This is a genomic window from Aminobacter sp. SR38, assembly GCF_014843375.1.
In the GTDB taxonomy this organism is placed as follows: Bacteria; Pseudomonadota; Alphaproteobacteria; order Rhizobiales; family Rhizobiaceae; genus Aminobacter; species Aminobacter ciceronei.
Window position 1 is genome coordinate 5,648,138 of sequence record NZ_CP062112.1, and the last position, 19,672, is coordinate 5,667,809.

Sequence of the window (19,672 nt, forward strand, 5' to 3'; positions counted from 1 at the left end):
TTGGAAACCATGGCGCGGCAAGTCGGCAACAGTTGTGACGATTCGGCAACACTTTTTAATCAAGCTATCGGCTAAGGAACATGACGGGGACATTGCCAATTTCCCGCCATAAACCCGGCGCACCTCGAATGGGTCTTCGGACCAGCGCCCGGTTGAGGGACGTTGGCAATGGAATCCAACAGCAAAGTCGCGATGTCGCGGCAGGAACAGAAATGAACGCCAAGGCGACCTTCATGGCCAAGCTGCCCAGCCGTCGAAAGACGGCGGCATCGGCCTTTGGACGCCGCTTTTCCTGCCGTGCTTCGAGTTTTCGCGCGCCCCGCAGAAGTATTGGCGTCGTCGTACACTCCACGAGCGTGCCGGCGCAGTTGGCCGCCGATCACGATTTCTTGCAAGGCCTTGGCCGTAGTTTGGTCGAAAACAACGCGCATCTTGATGTGATCGATGTCGTGGACCTGGCGCAGACGGCCGCTGAGGCTGGCCTGGCGCGGTCCGACTGCGAAAGCGTGGAGAGGGCGAAAGAGTGGAATCCGGGTCCGGCCGAAAAGCCGGGCACGATCTGGAATTGTGTCCGAGCCGCAAGGCAAGGGCACGGTCACCCACCGAGGTGGGCGGAAGAAACGTACTGCCATGCGCATATCTGAGTTGGTAAGAGCATCAGCCTTTTCGGCGCTTGTCGCGGTCTCCCTGTTGGGCGCCGCAGGCGAGGCACTGGCGTTCGACGACAAGGTGTTCGACGACAAGACCGGCGTGAAGCCGGAATCGAATCCGTGGGCTGTGTTCCAGTTCGGCTTCTCCGCCTACAAGAGCGGTCACAAGGACCAGGCCGTCGAGGCCTATCGCTACGCTGCTGAAAACGGCCAGATCGGCGCCACCTGGAAGCTTGCACGCATGTATGCCGAAGGCGACGGCGTCGCCCAGGACGATTACGAGGCGTTCAAGTTCTTCACCGAGATCGCCGAGCAGGATGTCGAGCCCGGCTCGCCTGAGGAGAGCTATGTCTCCGATGCGCTCGTGGCACTCGGTGGCTACATGAAGGAAGGCATCCCGGGAAGCCCGGTCTCGGCCAACCCGGTCGCCGCGCAGGAATATTACATGCGCGCCGCCGCCAACTACCGCAATGCCAATGCCCAGTACGAGATGGGCAAGATGTTCCTCAAGGGCGACGGTGGCGTGAAGGCGTCCGTCAAGCAGGCCGGCCGCTGGCTGCAGCTGGCGGCGGAAAAGGGCCATGCCGGCGCGCAGGCGACGCTTGGCAACCTGCTGTTCCAGAGCGGCAAAGTGGTGCGCGGCCTTGCCATGATGACTGCGGCCCTCGAACGCGCCCAGCCCTCCGACCAGCCCTGGATCCGCGGCATGCAGGAGGAGGCATTTGCCTTGGCCGACGAATCCGATCGCCGCACGGCGATCTCGCTTGCCGAAGACATCCTGACCAAGGGCAACCAGTAGGCGGAACGATTACCGCTGCCGGGTTGCATACGCCTGTTGGCAAGACCGCCACTGGCGGTCGCCCGATGTTTTTCAACAGCATGACATGTTGTGCCAGGGCCGAAGCCCTGGCTGGGGCTCACGCCGCCTGAAGATTGAGATCGATCGCCACGGGCACGTGGTCGGACGGCTTTTCCCAGGCGCGGACGTGCTTTTCGATCGAGGCCGAGGCGAAGCGGTTCGCGGCTTCCGGCGACAACAGCAGGTGGTCGATGCGGATGCCGTTGTTCTTCTGCCAGGCGCCGGCCTGGTAATCCCAGAAGGTATAGACGTCGGGCTGGTCGGTGACCGCGCGCACGGCCTCGGTAAAGCCGAGGTTGATCAGCCGGCGGAACGCCTGCCGCGTCTCAGGCTGGTACAGCGCATCGCCCAGCCACAGCTCGATGTTGCGGGCGTCCATGGCCTCGGGGATGACGTTGTAGTCGCCGGCGAGCACCAGCGCCTCTTCGAGTGCCAACCGCTGCGTTGCCCAGCGCTCCAGCCGCGCCATCCATGACAGCTTGTAGGGGAATTTTTCGGTGCCGACGGGGTTGCCGTTGGGCAGGTAGAGCGACACCACGCGCAGCACGCCCTTGTCGGTCGAGAACACGCCTTCGATGAATCGCGCCTGCTCGTCGGCATCATCGCCCGGCAGGCCGCGATTGACCTCGTCGAAGCGCAGCTTGGAGAGGATCGCGACGCCGTTGAAGCCCTTTTGGCCGTGGGTTTCGACATTGTAGCCGAGCGCCTCGATCTCGAAACGTGGAAAGCCTTCGTCGACCGTCTTGATTTCCTGCAGACAGACAATGTCCGGATCGCTTTCCTTGAGCCAATGCACAAGGTTCTCGATACGGGCACGGACACCGTTGATGTTCCAGGTGACGATCTTCATGAATTTCACGCGATGATTTCAAACAATTCTTGATAGCCTGCACGGCGGTTCCAGACGATCCTGCACCATCCCTTGGGAGAAGGGAACCGGTCCTCTTCGGCATTCTTCGGACCGGCTGGCAAAAGGGGAACAAATGCCATGTCCAACAGTACTCATCCTGTGGACGAGGTGCTTCCAGCGCCTCGCCTAGCCGCGCTCGGCATCCAACACGTGCTGGTCATGTATGCCGGCGCTATCGCGGTGCCGCTCATCATCGGACGAGCCCTCAAGCTCGATCCGGAGCAGGTCGCCTTCCTGATCTCCGCTGATCTTTTCGTCTGCGGCCTCGTCACCATCATCCAGTCCTTCGGCGCGACCCAGTGGTTCGGCATCAAGCTGCCGGTCATGATGGGCGTCACCTTCGCCGCCGTTGGCCCGATGGTCGCCATGGCCAACGCCAATCAGGGCCCCGACGGCGCCCGCATGATCTTCGGCGCCATCATCGGCGCCGGCATCGTGGCCTTCCTGATCGCGCCGCTTGTAAGCCGCATGCTCAGGTTTTTTCCGCCTGTTGTCACCGGCACCATCATCGTCGTCATCGGCGCGTCGCTGATGCGCATCGGCATCAACTGGATATTCGGCAACCCGGTCGGTCCGACCGCGCCCCGGCTGGTGGCGCCCGAGCATGCCGAATGGCTGAAGACCGTGACCGAGATGGCGGCTGCCACCGGCTCGACCATCCCGCCGATCCCGGCCAAGCTTGCGCTCGCCGCAACCGCGCCCAACGCCGCCTATGCGCCGCTGGTCAATGTCGGCATCTCGGCGGTCGTGCTGCTGTCGATCGTGGTCATCGCCAAGTTCGGCAAGGGGTTTGTCGCCAACATCGCCGTGCTGCTCGGCATCCTCATCGGCGGCGTGCTCACCGCTTCGCTCGGCATGATGCATTTCGACAAGGTCGCTTCGGCTGAGTGGTTCGAGCTCATCACGCCGCTGCGCTTCGGCATGCCGATCTTCGACCCGATCCTGATCATCACGATGGTTCTGGTGATGATCGTCGTCATGATCGAATCGACAGGCATGTTCCTGGCGCTCGGCGACATGACCGGACGCAAGGTGACCCAGCCGATGCTGTCGGCGGGCCTGCGCACCGATGGTCTTGGCACCATTATCGGCGGCCTGTTCAACACCTTTCCGTACACCTCCTTCTCGCAGAATGTCGGCCTCGTCGGCGTCACCGGTGTCAAGAGCCGCTTTGTCTGCGTTGCCGGCGGCGTGATCCTGCTGATCCTGGGGCTGGTGCCCAAGATGGGCGCGCTGGTCGAGGCGCTGCCCACCGTGGTGCTCGGTGGTGCGGGGCTGGTGATGTTCGGCATGGTGGCGGCGACCGGCATCCGCATCCTGTCCAATGTCGACTTCAAGACCAACCGCAACAACCTGTTCGTGGTCGCGGTCTCCATCGGCTTCGGCATGATCCCGCTCGTCGCCCCCGACTTCAAGATGTGGATGCCGCACGACATCCACCCGCTGATCGAGTCGGGCATCCTTCTGGCATCGGTCTCGGCGGTGGTGCTGAACGCCTTCTTCAACGGCACCAAGGTCAACGAGGCCGAGATCCGCGAAGCTGCGATGGCGTCGGAAGCTTGATGCCGGACCACTGGCAAGAGACGAGGGCCCCTGCGTGGGGCCCTCTGCTTTTCAGGCATCCAGCCGGTGCACGTAGAACTTGGTGTCGATGAACACGACCGGGAAGCTCGCCGGCAGGTCGGATCTGGCGACCTCGGCAAAGCCGTTCTTCTCGTAGAAGCGATGGGCGGCAAGAAACCTGTCGGTCGTGCCGAGATAGACTGCACGGATGCCGCGTTCGCGGGCCGTGGCAAGCAAGAGCCCCAGCAGCTTTGCGGCGATTCCATGTTCGCGGCCACGCCACTCGGCGGCGACGAACATCTTGCGTAAGGCGGCGAGCCCATCGCCAATGTCGACCAGGCCGATCGTCCCGACGATCTTGCCATCTGCCTCGGCGACCCAGAAATCGCCAAGGTCGCGCTGATAGAATTCTGGAATGATCCGGAGGTCCGGCTGGTGGTCGACGGTAACGTCAAAGCCGAATTCGTCTCGCTGGATGGGCAGGATGACGTTCACCACGGCATCGTAGTCACGCGGTTCAAAACGACGGATATGCACGCTGTTCCCTTACGCTCGGAATCTTAGAACGCCCGGGGGCAGCGGCGCATCGCGACGAGATGCAGTGGTTCGGACGAATGCGCAAGCCTATTTGCGCTCGACCAGCCCGATCGTGTTGCCGGCAGGATCCTTCAGGAAGGCCATCCACTCGCTCTCGCCGGCAGGGCCGAATTCGCCCGCCGCATCGCGGTGGACGAGCGTTGGTGCCGTGGTGAACGCCACGCCATTGTCGGATGCGGTTTCGTAAAAGGAGTCGAGGTCGTCTATGTCGAGATAGACGGTCGCCTGCGGTACGCCGCCGGTGAAAAACAGCCTGATGCCGCCGACGATGATGAAGGCGATGCCGGGCGGGTCGTAGCGGGCGTGTACGGGGAGGCCGAAGATATCGAGCCAGAAGGCAAGCGTCGCGTCGATATCGCGACCGGCCGAAAGCGCCACCTGACGGAGCGCTTGCGGCCTGCGCATGACTAGATGGAGAAGCTGGTGCCGCAGCCGCAGCCGGCGACCGCGTTGGGGTTCTTGATCTGGAACGACTGGCCCATCAGGTCGTCGACGAAATCGACGACCGAGCCGCCCATATAGACGAGCGACAGGTCGTCGACGAGAAGCGTCGCACCGTCGCGCTCGATGGCGACGTCGTCGTCGTTGCGGCCTTCGACGAGGTCGAATTTGTAGGAGAAGCCCGAGCAGCCGCCGCCTTCGACCGAGATGCGCAACGCGATCTTGCCCGGATCGTCGGCGACGATCTTGGCTATCCGCTTCGCTGCGGCTTCGGTCATGTCGACCTTCATGGCGGTCTTGGCATCAGCGCCCATTGGCGTCACCTTGCTTTCGGTTTCTTATGATAGGTATGAAGCCACCTGGGGCAAGTCAACAGGTGGGGAGTATGGCAGGCGAACGGCAACTTGGCGATATCGGCTTCGGCTACCGGCCGCGCGCGGCCTATGCCTGCGATCCCGCGGCCTCGCGCGGCCGCCTGTTCGACGAGGTTGAAAGCCCGACGCGCACGCCGTTCCAGCGCGACCGCGACCGCATCATCCATTCGACGGCCTTTCGTCGCCTCAAGCACAAGACTCAGGTGTTCGTTGCCCATGAAGGCGATCATTTCCGCACCCGGCTGACGCACACGATCGAGGTGGCGCAGATCGCCCGCGCCCTGGCGCGTGCGCTGCGCTGCGACGAGGATCTCGCCGAGGCGATCGCGCTGGTCCACGATTTCGGCCACACGCCGTTCGGCCACACCGGCGAGGACGCGCTGAACGACAAGATGGCGGCCTGGGGTGGCTTTGACCACAACGCCCAGTCGCTACGCGTGGTGACGCGGCTGGAGAGCCGTTACGCCGAGTTCGACGGTCTCAACCTGACCTGGGAGACGCTGGAGGGGTTGGTCAAGCACAACGGCCCGCTGACCGACGCCACCGGCAAGGGGCTGAAGGGCCCCGTGCCGCAGGCGATCCGCGACTATTCCGAGTTGCATGACCTCGAGCTCGACCGCTTTGCCAGCTTGGAGGCGCAGTGTGCCGCGATCGCCGACGACATCGCCTACAACACCCATGACATCGATGACGGGCTGAGGGCAGGGCTGCTGACCCTCGAAATGCTTGACGACGTGCCACTGCCGGCCGCGATCCTGCGCGGCGTGCGCGAGCGTTATCCCGCGCTCGACCCAATGCGCACCGGTCACGAACTGATGCGGCGCCAGATCACCATGTTCGTCGAGGACGTCATCTCCACCGCGACCGCAAGGATTGCGCGCCTGGCACCGCAAAGCGCCGATGAGGTGAGGAACGCGGGCGAGGTCATGGTGACCTTTTCGGGCGAGATGACGGCTTCGGAGAAGGAGCTGAAGGCGTTTCTCTACCGCAACATGTACCGGCACTCCGAGGTGATGCGGGTGCGCGCCAACGCCGACCGCATCGTGCGCGACCTGTTCGACGCCTATTACGCTGATCCCCGCGCCATGCCCGAGGGCTGGCGTGAGGGGCTTGACAGGGCCGAGGATCGCATCAAGGCACGCGCCGTCGCCGATTTCCTGGCCGGCATGACCGACACCTATGCGGTCAAGGAGCACCGACGCTTGTTTGACCATACGCCCGATTTGGTTTAGGCCGGGCGAAATCATCATTCAGTGGAATGTCACGTCAAAAGTGACGTCGAAGCGTCCTACGAAAGCCCAGAAATGAACATTTTCGCCGATTTCAGCGAGCGGATTACCAAAGCCGTCGAAGCGCTTGATTTGACTCCGAAAGAGGGCGGCGCGCTCGACCTGACGCGCATTGCCGTCGAGCCGCCGCGCGATGCGACCCATGGCGATCTGGCGACGAATGCGGCGATGGTGCTGGCGAAGCCGACCGGGCAGAACCCGCGCGCGCTGGCTGAACGCCTTTTGGCGGAGCTGTCCAAGGATGCCGACGTCGCCAAGGCAGAGGTTGCCGGCCCGGGCTTCGTCAATCTCAAGCTCCACGACGGCTTCTGGCAGAAGCACCTGGCTGACCTGCTGTCGCGCGGCACCGACTACGGCCGCTCCGGCTTCGGCAAGAAGAAGCGCGTCAACGTCGAATATGTCTCGGCCAATCCGACCGGGCCGATGCATGTCGGCCATTGCCGTGGCGCGGTTGTCGGTGATGCGCTGGCCAACATCCTCGGCTTTGCCGGCTACGACGTGACCAAGGAATATTACATCAACGACGCCGGCGTGCAGATCGACGTGCTCGGCCGCTCGGTAATGCTGCGCTATCGCGAGGCGCTTGGCGAGCAGATCGGCGAGATCCCTGCCGGCCTCTACCCGGGCGACTACCTTGTGCCGGTCGGCCAGGCGCTGGCCAAGGAATTCGGCCGCGACCTGCTGCAGAAGCCCGAGGAGGAGGCGCTGGCGCTGATCAAGGATCGCACCATCGATGCGATGATGGTGATGATCCGCGAGGATCTGGCGCTGCTCGACGTTCGCCACGAGGTGTTCTTCTCCGAGCGCACGCTGCATGCCGACAACGCCAAGGCGATCCGCTCCGCGATCAGCGACCTGACGCTGAAGGGCCATGTCTACAAGGGCAAGCTGCCGCCGCCCAAGGGCGAGAAGCCTGACGACTGGGAAGACCGCGAGCAGACTTTGTTCCGCTCGACCGAGGTCGGCGACGACATGGATCGCGCCCTGGTCAAGTCGGACGGCGCCTTCACCTACTTCGCTGCCGACGTCGCCTACCTCAAGGACAAGGTCGACCGCGGCTTCGAGGAGCTGGTATTCGTGCTTGGCGCCGACCATGGCGGCTACGTCAAGCGTATGGAAGCGCTGGCGCGTGCCGTCACCGACGGTGCGGTCAAGCTCGACGTGCTGCTATGCCAACTGGTCAAGCTGTTCCGCGACGGCGAGCCGGTGCGCATGTCCAAGCGGGCAGGGGAGTTCATCACTCTGCGCGAGGTCGTCGAGGAAGTTGGTCGCGACGCGATTCGCTTCATGATGCTCTACCGCAAGAGCGATGCGCCGCTCGACTTCGATTTTGCCAAAGTCACCGAGCAGTCCAAGGACAATCCGGTGTTCTACGTGCAGTACGCATCTGCGCGCTGCCACTCGGTGTTCAGGCAGGCAAAGGAGCAGCTCGGCCAAGGAGAGTTCGCGCGCGCCGGCCTGATCGGGGCTGTCGAAAGGCTGACGGACGAAGGCGAAATCGCACTCATCAAGAAGCTTGCCGAGTATCCGCGCCTGATCGAGTCGGCCGCACAGTCGATGGAGCCGCACAGGCTGGCGTTCTATCTCTACGACCTCGCAAGCACCTTCCACGGACACTGGAATCGTGGCACGGACAACCATGACTTACGGTTTGTTAAGGTTAACGATCCAGAATTGACCTATGCCAGACTCGGGCTGGTGCAGGCTGTTTCGGACGTTTTGACGTCAGGCCTGGCGTTGATCGGAGCGGATGCGCCGACCGAAATGCGCTAGGTTTTCCGGAGCTGAATGTCACCTTTTGCCCACATTGCGCTGGTAAGGGCCAACCTTACGCGACGTTCACTGCGTCCGAAAAAAGTGCGAGAGTTCGGGAAAAAGAATGGCAGACAGAACCCAGCTGAAGATCGCAGACAAGAATGACTTCGCCGACGAAGATCCCTTCGCCGAATTGACGAGGATCATGGGTTTCGACCCGCGCCAGCCAGTGGTGCGCCAGGATGTTGGTGCGCCCGCTGAGCGCATCGAACCGGCTGTCGACGACGACTTCGGCATTGATCTGGAGAAGGAACTGCTCGGCGAGCTGGCCGGCGACGATCTCGTCGCGGCGCCCGAGCACGTTGCCCCTGCGGCATATGTTCAGGCAAACGAACCCTCGTCCTACACGCCCGTCGAATCGTCGGTTCCTTACGCGCCGACCGAAGAGCGCGCTCGTGAGCCGGAATTCGCCTCCGACGCGTCGTTCGACGATGCCGTTGCCGCGAGCTTCGAGGATTTCTCGCTCGAGGATGAGCTGCTTCATCCCGGAGAGCGGGCTTATGCCGCCGCACCTGCCTATGAGCCGGCGCCTGAAGTCAATTTCGCTCCGGAACCCGTTTTCGCTCCTGAGCCCGCTTTCACGTCCGAACCGTCCTTCACGCCTGAGCCCGATTTTGACGACTCGGTTGCTGCGTCCTTCGAACAGGAATTCTCGATGGAGGACGAACTGCTGGTGGCCGATGAGCCTGCCGAGCAGGTCGCTGCGCCGGTTTCTTATTCGACTTCGACCGAAGTCGATCTCGATGCCGAGTTTGACGTCGCCCTTGCCGATGTCGACATGGATTTCGCGGCTGTTGACGATGACAACTATGCTGTTGAAGCCGTCGCTGACGATCAGCTGACGCTGGGCGAATACCAGCCGGCCGAGCCGGAAATCGCGTTCTCGCATGCCGATCTGGTCGAGGAGCCGCAGGGGGGGGCAGCATCTGTCGCGCAGGCCGAGGACTATGACGAGTTCGAACGCCGCCTGCAGGAGGCGCTGCGTGACGAAAAACCCGCCTATGAGCCTGCGGTCGCTTATGAAGCGCCAGCAGTCGAGTCGGTGGTCGAAGCGCCGGTCCAGGAGATCGAGGTCGCCCAGGTCGCGGCTCCGGTGGCCCCAGTTGAAGACACCAGCCTCGAAGACGAGCTGAACGCACTGCTTGGCAATATGAGCAGCCAGGCCAAGGCGCTGTCCGAGCCGACGCCGCTTCGCGTCGTCGAACCGGTTGCTGTTGAGCCAGAGCCCACCTTCGCAAGCTCGCTGTGGGCGCCCGAGCAGCCTGCCGAAGAGCCGGCGCAGGCTTATGACGACACCGACTATGCGCCGTCCTACGACGCGCCGGTCGAGGAATTCGTGGCCGCCGAGGAAGCGGCTCCCGTCCAGGCCGATGCCGGCTATTCCGAGCCGAGCTACGATCACCAGGCCGACATTGACGTCAGCTTTGATGACGACGCCTTCGACATGGCGCTCGAGCGCAGTGCCGTGGCCGAGGTGGCGGAAGTTGCAGCGCCGGCAGTTGCCGTCGCAGCAGCCGCTGCTGCCGCAGCGCCGATGCGCCCGCTTGCGGCCTCGCGCTACGAGCAGGCCCGCAGCTGGGGCCTCGGCACGCCGGTTGCGCCGCGCGCTGCCGCACCAGTTGTAGCAGCCCAGTCGAGCGACCAGCCGGAAGCAATCCAGCAACCGGATGCCTATGTGCCGGTCGCGCCGACCTACGAGCCGCAGGCCGAACCCGTGGCCTATGCGCCCGAAGCTTATGGACCGCAGGCCGAACCCGAGGCATATGCGCCAGCTGAGCCCGAGGTCGATGATCTGGAAGCCGAGCTTTTCGCCGCCGTTTCGTCCTTCGACGATGCACCCGATATCGAGACCGTCGATGTGCCGGAAAAGGCCGTCGCGCTCGCCGACGACCTCGACATTCCCGAGTTGTCGTTCGAGGATGACGCGCCGCCGGCTCCGGCCTATGACGATCTCGACGGTGAATTCTCGAACCTGATGAACGAGATGAATGCACCGGAGGTTACCAAGCCGGCCGCGTCGTCGAACTATGCGTCGAATCCCTATGCCGACGGCTTCGATCGCAAGACGCTGCGCGATGGCGATGCATCGCAGCCGATCGAACTGGCAGGTGCGGCCGCAGCCGGTGCCGCAGCGATGTATGCCGGCCGCCAGCAGGCCGATGACCGCCTGGGTGGCTTCGACCTCGGCGGCATGCAGCAGAGCCAGTCCAACGCGCCGCGCCAGCAGGCCCAGGCCGACGAGTTCGACTACGATCCTGATTTCGACGAAGCGATGGAAACGCTGCCCGGTTCGCCGGCAGCCCGTCCGGCACGTCGCGGCATGATGATCGCCGCAATCGTCGGTGCGGTCGCGGTTGTCGGCGGCATTGGCGCCTTCGCCCTGTCATTCGGCGGCGGCGAGGGGGCAGGCGCCCCCGTCATCGTCAAGGCCGATGAGAGCCCGATCAAGATCAAGCCGGAAAATCCGGGCGGCGCAACCGTGCCGAACCAGGACAGCAAGGTTTATGACCGCGTCGCAGGCGGCTCGACCAATGGTGCTCCGGCCCAGGACAAGCTTGTCACCAACGCTGAAGAGCCGGTCGATCTCGCGGCACAGGAAGCCGAGGCGAACATGCCCGAAAACCTGCCGCTCAACGGAGACGATGTCGCCGCTGAACCGACCGCGAAGTCGGAAGAGCGTGTCGCGCAAGTGCCACAGGCCGATCAGCCCGACGCCAGCACCGAGACGGCTGCTGTTGCTCCGCGCAAGGTCCGCACCATGGTGGTGAGGCCTGATGGCACGCTGGTGCCGCGCGAAGAACCGGCCCCGGCCGTTGTTGCCGCAACCGAGCCGACCGATCCGGCACCGCAGCGCGTTGCCGAGCCGGCAAGCGAAGCCACCGGCACCGTCCCGGCACAGCCGGCGCTGGCGCCTGTCGCCAAGCCTGCGCAGTCGGCCAACACCCCGTCAACCGCTCCGATTGCGCCACAGCGCCCGTCCGAGCAGCCGGTCGATGTCGTTGGCGAGGTCAAGCCTGACCAGGTGGCAGCTATCGCGCCGTCGGCCCCGACGACGGCTGCAGCATCCGGCGCCTGGGCCATGCAGATCGCCTCGCAGCCGAGCGAAGCCGCCGCGAAGTCGACCTATGCCGATCTCGCCCGCCGCTACGGCAGCGTGCTGAACGGCCGCGAAGTCAGCATCGTCAAGGCCGACATCGCCGGCAAGGGCACGTTCTGGCGCGTTCGCGTACCTGCCGGCACCCGCAACGATGCGGTCAGCCTGTGCGAAAGCTACAAGGCCGCCGGCGGCAACTGCTTCGTCTCGAAGTAAGCGAGCCACACCCAAATCGGAAAACGGCGCAGCCTGGCTGCGCCGTTTTCGTTTTCAGGCCCTGACGATGCGCACGATTCTATGTCAGGTCAAAAGGCGCTAAGCTCTTGGCATGACCGAATCACCGCCTGACATGTTGGGGACGCGGCTTTCTGGGGATTACCGGGCAAAGACCGCGGCAATCCTTGCGGCGGATGCCGATCTTGTCCTTCACTGCAAAATCGCCGGCAAGTTGCATGCCCGCGCTGAAACCGTGCAGCAGGCGGAATTCGGACACACTTTCGAGGCAGTTGCATAGCCTCTCAAGGAGAAGGCACGGAATTGGCGGAAGCATTGGAAAGCAAGGCGCAAAAGCCAGCACCGATGGACCGTCTGTGGGCGGAGAACGCTGACGACCGCATGACTGACGATCCGTCGCTGGTCGTTGACGTTGCCGGCTTCGAAGGCCCGCTCGATCTTCTGCTGCACCTGGCGCGCAGCCAGCGTGTCGATCTGTCCCGCATTTCCATCCTGGCCCTCGTCGAGCAGTACCTGACCTTCGTCTCGCAGGCGCGGGCCCTGAGGCTGGAGCTCGCCGCCGACTATCTGGTCATGGCGGCATGGCTCGCCTTCCTCAAGTCCAAGCTTTTGATCCCCAAGTTGCCGGGCGACGAGGGCGAGAGCGGTGAAGAGCTGGCCGCCGTGCTGCAATTCCGCCTGAAGCGCCTGGAAGCGATGCGCGATGCCGCCTCTCGGCTGGTCAACCGCAACCGGCTCGGTCGCGATGTCTTTCAGCGCGGCGCCCCCGAACTGGTCATCATCGACAAGCGCAACGAGTACTCGGCCTCGTTGTTCGATCTCTTGAGCGCCTATGCCGGCCAGCGCCAAAGGCAGGCGATTACCAATGTGCAGATCGCCAAGCGCGGTGTCTGGTCGCTGAAGGCAGCACGCGAGATCCTGACCCGCATGGTCGGCGAACTGAAGGACTGGACTGCGCTCGATCATTTCCTGATCCGCTACATGACCAGCCCCGAAGAGCGTGCAACGGCGATCGCCAGCTCGTTTGCCGCCAGCCTGGAAATGGTCCGCGACGGGACCGTCGAAATCCGTCAGCTCGAGCCGTTTGCGCCGATCTACCTGCGCGAACGCCAGGCCGCGGCCCCGCAGACCGAAGGTGCGTCATGACCGAAGGATCAAATGTCGTCCCGTTTGCCCTCGACGACGAGGACGAGGAGACTGTCGAGCGCAACCCGGCGGCACGGCTGCATCTGGCCGAGGCTGTGCGCATGGCGGAAGCCATCGTTTTCGCCAGCGCCGAGCCGGTGAGCGAACGGCAGCTTGTCGCGCGCTTGCCGGAAGGCATCGACGTTCCCGCCGCCATGGCCGAGTTGCAGCGCATCTACGAGCGGCGCGGCGTCAATCTGGTCAAGGTTGCCGATTCCTGGGCGTTCCGTACTGCCGGCGATCTTGCCTTCCTGATGAGCCGCGACACCATCCAGCAGAAGAAGCTGTCGCGCGCCGCCCTCGAAGTGCTGTCGGTCATCGCCTACCATCAGCCTGTGACCCGCGCCGAGATCGAGGATATCCGCGGCGTCGAGACCTCGAAGGGCACGCTCGACACCCTGATGGAAACCGAATGGGTGCGCATGCGCGGCCGGCGCAAGACGCCGGGCCGGCCGGTGACCTATGGCACGACCGACAAGTTCCTCGATCATTTCGGCCTGGAGGAGATCCGCGATCTGCCCGGCATGGAAGAGCTGAAGGGGGCAGGGCTGTTGTCGTCGCGCATGCCGCCCGGCTTCTCGGTGCCGCTGCCGCCGTCCGATCCTGACCTGCTCACCGACGACGAGGACCCGCTCACCGACATCGACCTGGAAGAGCTCGGCCTGTTGACACCCCGCGCCACAGATGATTGACCCGCGCCGGTGTGGAACCGGCAGCAGGAGGTCGATCCTGTGACGACAAATCAAACCCAGACGGCAGCGCGTGTCACTGCGGGCGTGACCTTCGCTGCGCGGTTGGCTTTTGAGGACATTCGCCATTCCTTCGGCAATGGCTCGGAGACGCTGCGCGAGGTCAGTCTTGCCGCCGAGCCGGGCGAGGTGCTTTGCCTTCTAGGGCCGTCGGGCTCAGGCAAGACGACGCTGCTCCGGATTGCCGCCGGCATCGAGGCGCAGACCTCCGGGCGCGTACTGCTGAACGGCAAGGAAATCGCTGGTCCTCAGGTGTTCCTGCCGCCGGAACAGCGCTCTATCGGCCTGGTGTTCCAGGATTTTGCGCTGTTTCCGCATCTGACCATCCTCGACAACGTCCGCTTCGGGCTGACCGCGCTGTCGCGCGAGGAGGCCAGGAGGGAAGCGCTGATCGCGCTCGCCCGCGTCGGGCTCGAACACTACGCCGACAACTATCCGCATGCATTGTCGGGCGGCGAACAGCAGCGCGTGGCTCTAGCTCGCGCGTTGGCGCCGCGACCGGCGGTCCTGTTGATGGACGAGCCGTTCTCCGGGCTTGATTCGCGCCTCAAGGATTCGGTGCGCGCCGAAACCCTGGCGATCCTGCGCGAAAGCCGGGCGACTGCCATCGTCGTTACCCACGATGCCGAAGAAGCGATGCGCATGGGCGACCGCATCGCGCTGTTGAAGGACGGCAAGCTGGTACAGACGGGCAGGGCGGAAGACCTCTACCTCAAGCCGGCAAACCTGTTCGTCGCCGGCTTCTTTTCCGAGCTCAACGTCTTTCCCGCCAAGGCTGTCGACGGTTATGCGATGACACCGGTGGGCGAGGTCGAAACCGACGCTTCGGAAGGCGCCGACGTGCTCGTGGCTGTGCGCCTGACCGGCATCGACGTCAGCGAGGACACCGGCGAAACGCAGGCCCGCATCATTTCCAGGCGCTATCTAGGCGTCGTCGAACTGCTTGAACTCGCGGTGCCGGGCGCCGAGACGCCGGTGCGGGCGCGCATACGCTGCGGCGCTTTGTCCGCAAAAGCACGTGATATATGGCTGTCGCTTCGGAAAGCGGATGTTCTAGTGTTTGAATCCGGAAGCGAAAGAGCCTAGATCAATCGCAGGGAAACTGTTCAAGAGAGAGTTCAATGGGTTCGTTTTCAATCTGGCACTGGCTGATCGTTCTGGTCGTCGTGCTGCTGCTGTTTGGTCGTGGCAAGATCCCGGAACTGATGGGGGACATGGCCAAGGGCATCAAGAGCTTCAAGAAGGGTATGTCGGACGACGAAGCCGATGACTCCAAGACGGTCGAGCACCGCAATGATGAGACCGTGAACTCGACCAAGGAAAAGGCCAGCAAGAGCTGACCATCGTCTCTTGCTAGCCGGATCGCACTGACATGTTTGAAATCGGCTGGACCGAAATGCTGGTGATCGCGGTCGTCATGATCGTGGTCGTCGGCCCCAAGGATTTGCCCAAGATGCTCCGCACAATGGGGCGGATGACGGCCAAGGCTCGTTCCATGGCGGGCGATTTTCAGCGCCAGTTCAATGAGGCGCTGAAGGAAGCCGAGCTCGACGACGTCAAGAAGTCGGTCGACGAGCTGCGCGGTCTCAACCCCGCGCAGCAGATCAGGAAGCAGCTCAATCCTTTCGAGCAGGCGGCTTCCGATGTGCGTGCCGGCCTCGACGCGGCGATGAAGCCGTCACAGCCGGCGCCGTCGGCTGATCCTGCCGTGGACGCAACGCATCCGGCCGAACCGCTGAAGAACGGCGCAACCGTCATGCCAGGCGTTGCCGGGCCGGACGCGATGCCTGCCACATCACCGGTGTTTCCGGCCGCCGAGGTCAAGGCCACGCCTGTTCCTGCGCCAGCGGTTGCAGCCAAAGCCGAAGAGCCGAAGGCAGCGACCAAGCCCAAGGCCGCGGCTAAAGCTGTTGCCGCGCCCAAGCCTGCCGCAAAAGCCCAGGCTTCGGTAGCAACGACCAAGGCACCCGTGGCCAAGGCCGCTCCGGCAAAGGCGCCGGTAGCCAAGGCTGTATCGGCCAAGGCTGTTGCGCCCAAAAAGACCACCAAGACGACCAAAGCAGGAAAAGCCTCGTGAGCGCCGAAGACGACGAAATCGAGAAGTCCTCGGCGCCGCTGATCGAACATCTGGTCGAATTGCGCACCCGGCTGATGTGGTCCATCGGCGGTTTCTTCATCGCCTTTCTTGTCTGCTTCTTCTTTGCCAAGCAGCTGTTCAACCTGCTGGTCATCCCGTTCAAATGGGCGACCAACTGGGCCGGGCTCGATCCGCACAAGGTCGAGCTGATCTACACCGCGCCGCAGGAATTCTTCTTCACGCAGATCAAGCTCGCTATGTTCGGCGGCCTGGTGATTGCATTCCCTGTCATTGCCTCGCAGATCTACAAGTTCGTCGCACCCGGCCTCTACAAGAACGAGCGCGCGGCCTTCCTGCCGTTCCTGATCGCTTCGCCGGTGCTGTTCCTGATGGGCGCGTCGCTGGTCTATTTCTTCTTCACGCCGATGGTGATGTGGTTCTTCCTCGCCATGCAGCAGGCCGGCACCGACGACCAGGTGCAGATTTCTCTGCTGCCCAAGGTGTCGGAATATCTCAGCCTGATCATGACGCTGATCTTCTCCTTCGGCCTGGTGTTTCAGCTGCCCGTCGTGACGACGCTGATGGCGCGGGTCGGAATGGTCAGTTCGCAAGGGTTGGCCGACAAGCGCAAATGGGCGATCGTCATCGCTTTCGTGGTTGCGGCAGTGCTCACCCCACCCGATCCGGTAAGCCAGATCGGCCTTGCCCTTCCCACGATCCTTCTTTACGAGATTTCCATCTGGACCGCCCGGATGATCGAAAAGAAGCGCGAACAGGAACGTGTGGCGCGCGAAAAGCAGGATGCGGACGACAGTGCCGCGGCCCCGCAATCGCAAGCAGCATCCACTTCGCTCGAAGGCACAGGCAGCGCCGACAAGGCCGGCTGACAGCCCGATCCGCCGGCGCGGTCGTTCGACAACTGCCGCGACCGGAACCTCTTAAATGCTTGATATCAAATGGATTCGCGAGAACTCTGAAGCTCTGATCGAAGCGCTGATGAAGCGCAGTCAGTCGGCGGATGCGGCAAAGTCGACGGTCGAGGACCTGATCGCCAAGGACGAGGCGCGGCGCGCCCATGTCTCGAAGTTGCAGGAGGCGCAGGAGCGCCGCAACGCCGCCTCGAAAGAGATCGGCAACGCCATGCGAAACGGTGATTCCGCCCTTGCCGAGAAGCTGAAAGCCGAAGTCGCCGAGATCAAGGGCTTCATCCAGGATGGCGAAGGCCGCGAGCGTGAGCTCGACAAGGCGCTCGACGCAGCCCTGGCCGTGATCCCCAACGTGCCGCTCGAAGACGTGCCCGTCGGCAAGGACGAAACCGGCAATGTCGTGCTGCGCACCGTCGGCAAGGTGTTGCCGCGCCCGAACTGGGTGAAGGAGCATTTCGAGATCGGCGAGGCGCTCGGCCTGATGGATTTCGAGCGCGCCGCGAAGCTGTCCGGGGCGCGCTTCACCGTGCTCAAGGGCCAGCTGGCCCGGCTCGAACGCGCCCTCGGTCAGTTCATGCTCGACCTGCACACGTCGGAACACGGCTACACCGAAGTGCAGCCGCCGCTTCTGGTGCGTGACGAGGTGCTGTTCGGCACCAACCAGCTGCCCAAGTTCGAGGAAGACCTGTTCTTCGTGCCGCATGGCGAGAACCGGCTCGGCCTGATCCCGACCGCCGAGGTGCCGCTGACCAATCTGGTGCGCGAGGAAATCCTGGCCAACGAGCAGCTGCCGCTGCGCATGACGGCGTTGACACCGTGCTTCCGTTCGGAAGCAGGCTCTGCCGGTCGCGACACGCGTGGCATGCTGCGCCAGCACCAGTTCTACAAGGTCGAGCTGGTCTCGATCACGGACGCCGACAGTGCGCTGGCCGAACACGACCGCATGACCGAATGCGCTGAAGAGGTGCTGAAGCGCCTCGGCCTCCCGTTCCGCACCATGGTTCTGTGCACCGGTGACATGGGCTTCGGCGCGCGCAAGACACACGACATCGAGGTCTGGCTTCCCGGCCAGAACACCTATCGTGAAATCTCGTCCTGCTCGGTCTGCGGCGACTTCCAGGCGCGCCGCATGGATGCCCGCTACCGTCCGAAGGAAGAGAAGGGCACGCGTTTCGTGCACACGCTCAATGGTTCGGGCGTTGCCGTCGGCCGCGCGCTGATCGCCGTCATCGAGAATTACCAGAACGAGGATGGCAGCGTAACGATTCCTGAAGCGCTGCTGCCTTACATGGGTGGCCTGACCAAGATCGAAGCGAAGTGACATGCGCATTCTGCTGACCAACGACGACGGCATCCACGCCGAAGGCCTGGCTGTCCTGGAGCGGATCGCCAACCAGCTGTCGGACGATGTCTGGGTGGTGGCACCGGAAACCGACCAGTCGGGTTATGCGCATTCGCTGTCGATCTCGGAGCCGCTCAGGCTGCGCAAGATCAGCGACAAGCATTATGCCGTGAATGGCACGCCAACCGACTGCGTCATCATGGGCGCCCGCAAGATCTTGCCAGAGCCGCCGGACCTGATCCTTTCGGGCATCAATTCGGGTCTCAACGTTGCCGATGACGTGACCTATTCGGGCACGGTGGCGGGTGCCATGGAAGGTGCTCTGATCGGCATCCGCTCGATTGCGCTGAGCCAGGCCTATATCTATGAAAACGACGAACGCATCGTGCCTTACGAGACGGCCGAAGCGCTGGCCCCGGCCTTGCTGCGCAAGCTGATCGCCACGGAACTGCCGATCGGCGTGCTGCTCAACGTCAATTTCCCGAATTGCCCGCCCGAAGAGGTCACCGGACCTGTGGTTGCCAGCCAGGGCAAGCTTGCCTACGGCATCTGGGTCGAGGAGCGCCGCGACGGCCGCAGCCTGCCATATTACTGGCTGCGTTTCGGCCGCGATGAGCCGGAGGTGAAGCCGGGCACGGATCTGCACGCCGTGCGCAACAGGCAGATTTCGGTCACGCCGCTCAAGCTCGACATGACGGCGCATGAACTGCGCGATCAATTGGCCAAGGCTATTGCATGAACATGATGCCGGACGACCGTGAGGGCTTCGCCGCCTTTCTTCTTCGCCTGCGCGGGCGCGGCATCGTTCCGAAAAATCTGATCGCCGCCTTCGAGGCAACGCCCCGTCGCGACTTCCTCGCTGGCCAGTTCCATTCCATCGCCTGGTCGGACCGCATGCTGCCGATCGAATGTGGCGAGGCGATCGAAGGCGCCGATCTCCAGGCGGCGGTCATATCAGCGCTCAACATCGAACAGGGAAACCGTGTGCTCGAAGTCGGTACGGGTTCCGGCTACACAGCCGCGGTCATGGCGCGGCTTGCCGGCCGGGTCGTCACCGTCGAGCGTTTCAAAACCCTGACCGATCTGGCGCGCCAGCGCTTCGAGACGCTCGGCCTTGGCAATGCGCTGGTCCGCCAGGCCGACGGTTCGAACGGCCTGCCGGGCGAGGGGCCGTTCGACCGCATCGTCGTATGGGCTGCTTTCGACAGCCATCCGCGCATGTTCGTCGACCAGCTGTCGAGCGGCGGCACCATGATCGCGCCGATCGGCCCGGAAGAGGGCGAGCAGGTGTTGTGCAAGCTGACCAAGATCGGAAGCCGCTTCGAGCGCGAAGACCTCGGCGTCGTCCGCCTGCAGCCGCTGACCCGCGGCGTCGCTGCCGTCATCTAAGTCGGCACCACCCACATCGCTGCTATCTGCGCGCCGCCGGGGCCTCCAGCCCGCCTCGGAAAGCGTCTTGTCGCGAGCTGGCGAAGCTTTTGATTTATTTGATCCTCTTAACCGGCCAGTAACATTAACGCGCTTTAATCAAGCCTAGTTGGTATCGGGTAAAGCGCGGGTCAGTGCG

Annotated in this window: 21 protein-coding genes; 16 read left to right on the forward strand and 5 right to left on the reverse strand. The window is 63.5% G+C overall.

Annotation, left to right across the window (positions count from 1 at the left end; all coding sequences use genetic code 11):
- The first annotated feature begins 212 nt into the window (after positions 1-212).
- Both IG197_RS27835 and IG197_RS27840 read left to right on the forward strand, forming a co-directional pair.
- Complete coding sequence (locus IG197_RS27835) at positions 213-644, forward strand: hypothetical protein (protein ID WP_192316193.1); 432 nt, start codon at positions 213-215, stop codon at positions 642-644.
- Positions 631-1,449 (forward strand): tetratricopeptide repeat protein, encoded by an 819-nt coding sequence (locus tag IG197_RS27840; protein WP_067961595.1) that lies wholly within the window; start codon positions 631-633, stop codon positions 1,447-1,449. The genes IG197_RS27835 and IG197_RS27840 overlap by 14 nt, the downstream gene beginning before the upstream one ends.
- 118 nt (positions 1,450-1,567) lie before the next feature.
- On the opposite strand, the gene xth is transcribed toward IG197_RS27840, so the two are convergent.
- Both xth and IG197_RS27850 read right to left on the reverse strand, forming a co-directional pair.
- The gene (xth, locus tag IG197_RS27845; RefSeq protein WP_067961597.1) at positions 1,568-2,359 is read right to left on the reverse strand and encodes an exodeoxyribonuclease III; all 792 of its coding nucleotides are present in this window, start codon (positions 2,357-2,359) and stop codon (positions 1,568-1,570) included.
- Between the two features lie 5 nt (positions 2,360-2,364).
- The gene (locus IG197_RS27850) at positions 2,365-2,505 is read right to left on the reverse strand and encodes a hypothetical protein (RefSeq protein ID WP_157097079.1); all 141 of its coding nucleotides are present in this window, start codon (positions 2,503-2,505) and stop codon (positions 2,365-2,367) included.
- Between IG197_RS27850 and IG197_RS27855 the strand changes: the two genes are divergently transcribed.
- A complete protein-coding gene (locus IG197_RS27855; protein WP_192316195.1) occupies positions 2,498-3,982 on the forward strand; it encodes a nucleobase:cation symporter-2 family protein in 1,485 nt (494 codons plus the stop codon). The two genes, IG197_RS27850 and IG197_RS27855, sit on opposite strands and share 8 nt — an antisense overlap.
- 51 nt (positions 3,983-4,033) lie before the next feature.
- Here the strand turns inward: IG197_RS27855 and IG197_RS27860 are convergent, their stop codons facing one another.
- From IG197_RS27860 to erpA, 3 genes are all read right to left on the reverse strand, one after another.
- On the reverse strand, positions 4,034-4,519 hold the full coding sequence (locus IG197_RS27860) for a GNAT family N-acetyltransferase (RefSeq protein ID WP_192316197.1): 486 nt from the start codon (positions 4,517-4,519) through the stop codon (positions 4,034-4,036).
- Positions 4,520-4,606: 87 nt separating this feature from the next.
- Complete coding sequence (locus IG197_RS27865) at positions 4,607-4,984, reverse strand: VOC family protein (RefSeq protein ID WP_192316198.1); 378 nt, start codon at positions 4,982-4,984, stop codon at positions 4,607-4,609.
- Between the two features lie 2 nt (positions 4,985-4,986).
- A complete protein-coding gene (gene erpA / locus IG197_RS27870; protein WP_192316200.1) occupies positions 4,987-5,334 on the reverse strand; it encodes an iron-sulfur cluster insertion protein ErpA in 348 nt (115 codons plus the stop codon).
- Positions 5,335-5,405: 71 nt separating this feature from the next.
- On the opposite strand from erpA, the gene IG197_RS27875 reads away from it, so the two are divergent.
- The 13 genes from IG197_RS27875 to IG197_RS27935 all read left to right on the forward strand — a co-directional run bounded on the left by IG197_RS27875 (position 5,406) and on the right by IG197_RS27935 (position 19,494).
- On the forward strand, positions 5,406-6,626 hold the full coding sequence (locus IG197_RS27875; protein WP_182574088.1) for a deoxyguanosinetriphosphate triphosphohydrolase: 1,221 nt from the start codon (positions 5,406-5,408) through the stop codon (positions 6,624-6,626).
- A 72-nt stretch (positions 6,627-6,698) separates the two neighbouring features.
- Entirely contained in the window at positions 6,699-8,456 is a 1,758-nt protein-coding gene (argS, locus tag IG197_RS27880) for an arginine--tRNA ligase (RefSeq protein WP_192316202.1), read from the forward strand.
- 106 nt (positions 8,457-8,562) lie between these two features.
- Positions 8,563-11,808, forward strand: coding sequence for an SPOR domain-containing protein (locus IG197_RS27885; protein WP_192316204.1), 3,246 nt, complete (start codon positions 8,563-8,565; stop codon positions 11,806-11,808).
- Positions 11,809-11,920: 112 nt separating this feature from the next.
- Entirely contained in the window at positions 11,921-12,106 is a 186-nt protein-coding gene (locus IG197_RS27890) for a hypothetical protein (RefSeq protein ID WP_192316205.1), read from the forward strand.
- Positions 12,107-12,171: 65 nt separating this feature from the next.
- Entirely contained in the window at positions 12,172-12,972 is an 801-nt protein-coding gene (locus tag IG197_RS27895; RefSeq protein ID WP_192320031.1) for a ScpA family protein, read from the forward strand.
- The gene (gene scpB / locus IG197_RS27900; RefSeq protein WP_067961618.1) at positions 12,969-13,703 is read left to right on the forward strand and encodes an SMC-Scp complex subunit ScpB; all 735 of its coding nucleotides are present in this window, start codon (positions 12,969-12,971) and stop codon (positions 13,701-13,703) included. Before IG197_RS27895 ends, scpB begins: the two co-directional genes overlap by 4 nt.
- A gap of 39 nt (positions 13,704-13,742) precedes the next feature.
- A complete protein-coding gene (locus tag IG197_RS27905) occupies positions 13,743-14,846 on the forward strand; it encodes an ABC transporter ATP-binding protein (protein WP_192316207.1) in 1,104 nt (367 codons plus the stop codon).
- A 35-nt stretch (positions 14,847-14,881) separates the two neighbouring features.
- Positions 14,882-15,100 (forward strand): twin-arginine translocase TatA/TatE family subunit, encoded by a 219-nt coding sequence (locus IG197_RS27910; RefSeq protein WP_115732237.1) that lies wholly within the window; start codon positions 14,882-14,884, stop codon positions 15,098-15,100.
- A 32-nt stretch (positions 15,101-15,132) separates the two neighbouring features.
- On the forward strand, positions 15,133-15,837 hold the full coding sequence (gene tatB, locus IG197_RS27915; protein ID WP_192316209.1) for a Sec-independent protein translocase protein TatB: 705 nt from the start codon (positions 15,133-15,135) through the stop codon (positions 15,835-15,837).
- Positions 15,834-16,724, forward strand: a complete 891-nt coding sequence (gene tatC / locus IG197_RS27920) for a twin-arginine translocase subunit TatC (protein WP_182574084.1) — start codon at positions 15,834-15,836, stop codon at positions 16,722-16,724. Before tatB ends, tatC begins: the two co-directional genes overlap by 4 nt.
- Before the next feature lie 55 nt (positions 16,725-16,779).
- Positions 16,780-18,084, forward strand: a complete 1,305-nt coding sequence (serS, locus tag IG197_RS27925) for a serine--tRNA ligase (protein ID WP_192316211.1) — start codon at positions 16,780-16,782, stop codon at positions 18,082-18,084.
- Between the two features lies 1 nt (position 18,085).
- A complete protein-coding gene (gene surE, locus IG197_RS27930) occupies positions 18,086-18,844 on the forward strand; it encodes a 5'/3'-nucleotidase SurE (protein WP_192316212.1) in 759 nt (252 codons plus the stop codon).
- Positions 18,841-19,494, forward strand: coding sequence for a protein-L-isoaspartate(D-aspartate) O-methyltransferase (locus IG197_RS27935; RefSeq protein ID WP_192316214.1), 654 nt, complete (start codon positions 18,841-18,843; stop codon positions 19,492-19,494). Before surE ends, IG197_RS27935 begins: the two co-directional genes overlap by 4 nt.
- Positions 19,495-19,672: the final 178 nt, after the last annotated feature.